2 protein-coding genes are annotated in these 4,761 nt (G+C 71.5%); both read right to left on the minus strand.

Annotated features, from left to right (window positions below; all coding sequences use genetic code 11):
* Positions 1 to 3,112, minus strand: a 3,112-nt coding sequence (locus tag ABZ192_RS12225; protein ID WP_356924415.1) for a tetratricopeptide repeat protein, incomplete at its 3' end; no start/stop codon positions are given.
* Positions 3,105 to 4,550 (minus strand): hypothetical protein, encoded by a 1,446-nt coding sequence (locus ABZ192_RS12230; RefSeq protein ID WP_356924416.1) that lies wholly within the window; start codon positions 4,548 to 4,550, stop codon positions 3,105 to 3,107. The genes ABZ192_RS12225 and ABZ192_RS12230, both read right to left, overlap by 8 nt.
* Between the last annotated feature and the right edge of the window lie 211 nt (positions 4,551 to 4,761).

The following is a 4,761-nucleotide window of genomic DNA, read 5'->3' on the forward strand; positions in this document are numbered from 1 at the left end:
AGTGGCGTACGGCTTGGTGGGCGGGTTCGAGGGCGCCTTGGCGGTCTCCGGTCTCGGCCAGGTGGGCGGCGAGGTTGTTGAGTGATCCGGCGAGGTCGGGGAGGTAGACGGCGGGGTTGGTGTGGGCGAGTTGGGTGTAGTGGCGTACGGCTTCGTGGGCGGGTTCGAGGGCGCCTTGGCGGTCTCCGGTCCCGGCCAGGTGGGCGGCGAGGTTGTTGAGCGCCATGGCGAGGTGGGGGAGGTAGGCGGCGGGGTTGGCGTCGGCGAGTTGGCGTCGGATGCGTACGGCTTCGTGGGCGGGTTCGAGGGCGCCTTGGCGGTCTCCGGTCTCGGCAAGGCGGTTGGCCAGATTGTTGAGTGATCCGGCGAGGTTGGGGAGGTAGGCGGCGGGGTTGGTGTGGGCGAGTTGGGTGTAGTGGCGTACGGCTTGGTGGGCGGGTTCGAGGGCGCCTTGGCGGTCTCCGGTGTCGGACAGGTGGTTGGCGAGGTTGTTGAGTGATGCGGCGAGGTCGGGAAGGTAGGCGGCGGGGTTGGTGTGGGCGAGTTGGGTGTAGTGGCGTACGGCTTGGTGGGCGGGTTCGAGGGCGCCTTCGCGGTCTCCGGTGTCGGACAGGTGGTTGGCGAGGTTGTTGAGCGCCATGGCGAGGTGGGGGAGGTAGGCGGCGGGGTTGGTGTGGGCGAGTTGGGTGTAGTGGCGTACGGCTTGGTGGGCGGGTTCGAGGGCGCCTTGGCGGTCTCCGGTCTCGGCGAGGCGGTTGGCCAGATTGTTGAGTGATCCGGCGAGCTCGGGGAGATATACCGTGTCTCTGTCAGCCAGGTCCCTGCAGATGTCGGTCGCCTCGCGGGCGAATTCCACGGCAACCGTGTGATGCGCGTTCCCCGACAAGGCGACGGAGACCTCGAGCAGCGCCCCCGCCAAATGCGGCAGGGCGTTCTCCCGGTCCCAGACCACAAGGTCGCGCAACATGTCGATGCCCGGCCCCGGGACGCTGGCCCACGCAGCGTGGCGGGCCAGCCAGGTCCGTACGTACGGATCGGCCCGCTCCCAGCCGCCGGCCTCGGCCTGCCGCTTGAGGAGGTCCACCACCGCCCGCAGGACGACCACCTCGGCGGCCGCCCCCTCGGGCCCCTCGCGTCTCCTCAGATGGGAGACGAACTCCCGGTGATACAGCCGGTACACGGCCTGTGGGCCCGCACCGTCCTCGACGATGTAGCGGCCGTAGGCGGACAGGACCCAGTCCACGTCGTCCTCGTCGTAGACGGCGCCCTGTCCGCCGAGCGCCGAGGCCACGGCCTCCCAGACCCCGCCCGCGGGCATACCCCGGCCGGCGGCCCACGCGAGCGCCGTGAGGAGGTCCCGCGCCGCCGAGGGGAGTTCGGTGCCGTCGTCGCGTATCCGCCGTGGGCCGGAGCGCAGGTCCTCCTCGAACGCGGCCTCCACGGAGTCGGGTAGTCCGGCGAGCAGGTCCTCGGTGTTGGCCGGCCCGTCGAACTCCTTACCCGAGTGATCCCGGAGGTCCCCGCGCTCTCGAAGCCGTGCGACGAGGAAGCCCGTGACCAGCCGGGCGAAGAGGAACCCCCCGTCACGAGCCGTCGCGCGCTCCGCCAAAGCCTCGGCGACCCCGGCCCCGTCGACCTTGGCGGCCTCGCAGCGTCGCCGTACGTACTCGGCGATGTCCTGCCGGGTGTCCGGCTCGGCCTCCAGGTCCACCGTCGTGACGCTGTCGCCGATGTGGCGGACCAGGGCGTCCGGCAGCGTCTCACCCTCCTTCAGCCTGCCCCGGAAGGGCCGTTCCCGGGAGCCGACCAGCACCGGGAGCATCCGGCTCAGCGGAAAGACCAGCTCCTCGATCACGCCCTGGGTGTGCTCGGCCGGCACCTCGTCGAGACCGTCGAGGACCAGGACGGGAAGCGTCGGAAGCTCGCGCAATTCCGCTCTCAGGGCGTCCGCGTTCCTCGGCTCGCGCAACCCCAGCCGGGCGGCGAGTTCCGCGGCGGCCTGTGTCGCGTCCAGGCCCCGCAGATGCACGGCCGCGAAGGTCCGGGCGTCCCGTACACCCGGGTCCGGGTCACCCTCCCTGAGGGCTCCCTGCCGCTCGGCCTCCGCGCGCTGCTCGGGGTCCGCGAGCGTCGCGATACGCCCGAGCACCGCCGACTTGCCGCACCCCGCGGGCCCGGTCACCAGGAAGAGGCCGGGAGTCGCGGCCTCCATCCACCCGATGATCTTCCCGAGCACCTGCCGCCGTCCGCTGAAGAACCAGCCCTCCTCCCGGTGCCCCACGCCGCGCGCGGCGAGCACCAGGTGCTCCACGAGGGTCGGTGCGGTACCTGGCCGGGCGAGCGGGTTGGGAAAGGCCGGGCGTTCGTCACCCACGGCGGCGCGCGCGGGCCGCTGGCCCTCCGCGTCCCATCTGGTCGGCAGTGCCGCCAGCAGCTCGACCCCGCTGACCAGCTCGTTGTGCGCGCTCCACGCGCTCAGGTACTCGTCCGTCCGCGGCCCCTCCCGCAGCACCGCCGCCAGTGCCCGCAGCAGCGGGCCGTCGCCGTCCGAGACTTCGTTGCGCTGGCAGCTCGCCATGCTGCCGAGCCACTTGGTCCGGCCGGGCGGAAGGGAGACCTCGGACCAGTGTTTCAGGGCGGTTCGGACGCCGTCCCCGACACCGTCTCCCGCATAGCAGGTGTCGACGACCACCAGAATCTGATCGGCCTCCGAGGAGACCGCGTATCCGATCAGCTCTTCGGTGGACACGCCCTGCCTGCGTATCCGGACCTTCCGCGTCCCCACATGGTCGCCGGGCTTCAGATCGCTGAGGACGAGCCGCAGTTCGTCGTCGGCGAGGACACCGTGCCCCGACCAGAGGATCAGCGCGGGCTTGCGGCCCCCCGAGCGCCGCCAGCCCTCGCTCCACTCCTCGACCTCCCGGTCGAAGGCAGCCCGGTCGGGGTTCCCACCGGCCACCAGTCGCACATCGAAGCCCAGCCCTTCGAGGAGGCCGGCGATCTCCTCCATCTGGGCCTTGGCGCCCACGAGCTGGGGGAAGGTCCGAGAATCGTCGTACGACTCGCACACCACGCACAGTGCGGTGGCCCTGAACTCCGGAGCCTCATTCACCCGCGGTGCCCTCTTCCTCCTCGTGCTCCATCACCAGCACCAACGCCGTCACCGAGGCCTCCGGAGCGTGCCGTGCGCCGATCCTCAGCCGGTGCGCTCCGGGTGCGAGGCCGGTGAGCGGAGCGGTGTAGCGCCCGTCGCCCCGGTTCCGCAGCGAGCGTTCGGGGCCGTCGTCCACGCTCAGGGTGAGCGCCAGCTCGTCGTGCCCGTGGACGTCCCTGGGCACCGACACCTCGACCTCCGCCGCCTCGCCTGCCGCCAGCACCTCCGGCGCGCGCACCCCGAGCGGCGGTCCCCCCGTATCCTCCGGACCGCGGTGCACCGGCAGCTCCGGTGTGAGCCACGCCCACATGGCCCAGCGGACGGCGGAGTTGTTCTGCAGCGAACCGTGCTGTTCCCACGGGGTGTACGCGGGTCGTCGTACGCCCGTGAGATGGGCGCTGGACAGACGGGGCACCCGCCCGTCGCCGCCTTCGTCCGCGCCACCGATGGTGAACAGTGGCGAGAGCCTGCCGTCGGCCCCCGGCCGGGCCGTGGTCGGCGTGGGCTGCAGAACCCCGCTCACCGGCAGGTACTCCACCCCGTACGCGGCTCCCGTCCGGGACTCCCGCAACGCCGAGTGGAACAGCGCCGCGTCCTTGAGCAGGGCTTCGTCGACCCCCGGCAGCCCGGTGACCTCACGCGCGTAGCGGAGCTCCCCCGCTTCCGTGCCGTCGCCCTCCAGACACGCGTAGTCCGGGGTCAGCTGATGCAGGGACGGCAGGCTGCGTGCAAACCGCGCCAGATTCAGCCGGAGCGGGCCGAACCCCGGCCGCAGCCCGTTCACCAGGTACAGCAGGGCGTCCAGTGAGCCCCGGTACGGCGTCCCGAGCGTGATCACTCGACGGGTGACCTCCGCGCCGCCGCCCAGCTCGACGTACTGCCGGGTCACCAGCCCGCCCATCGAGTGGCACACGAACACCACCCGGGCCTCCGCCCGACCGGCGGCAGAGGCCCGCCAGCGGCCGAGTTCCTCCTCCACCCGCTCGCGGAGCCGTTCGGCGTTGTACCGGCAGGAGAGCCGCCAGTCGTAGGAGAAGTCCACCAGGTTGACCGGTGTGCGAGGGTCGTCGCCCGGCAGCCGCCGTCGCAGGGTGAAGTGCTGCTCCAGCCAGTCCAGCAGCCCGTTGTAGCCGTCGACGAGCGGCCCGACCCCGGGCAGGGCGTGCAGATCGGGCATCGGCCCGGCGGGCCGCACGCCGTCACCGGGGTGATCGTCTACCAGGTCGGACGGGAGGGCCAGCCGGGTCACGGACCTCCCGAAGGTCCTGATCCCTCGCAGCAGGGCCTTTCCCGAGAGCCCCCATAACTCGTTCCCGGCCGCGTCCGTCAGCCGGCTGCCCATGATCCCCGGAACCACGACCACGAGATCGTCGATCCGGCCGCGCTGTGTCGCCATGCCGCCCCCGTATGTGCAGGTTGTGCTGTGAGGGGTCAGCGTAATGACGGCGGAGTCGGCCGGATACGAGGAATGCGGAACTTGTCCGCACGAAACACGAAACAGGAAGTGCGCTCTGGCCTGCATGGAGAAGGGGTGGCGCCGACCATGGTCGGCGCCCTCGTCATCGTGCTCAAGAGGGACGCGGTCGCCAAGGTCGTCCTCAACAACC

This window comes from Streptomyces sp. NPDC006235 (assembly GCF_040613735.1).
Classification (GTDB): Bacteria; Actinomycetota; Actinomycetes; order Streptomycetales; family Streptomycetaceae; genus Streptomyces.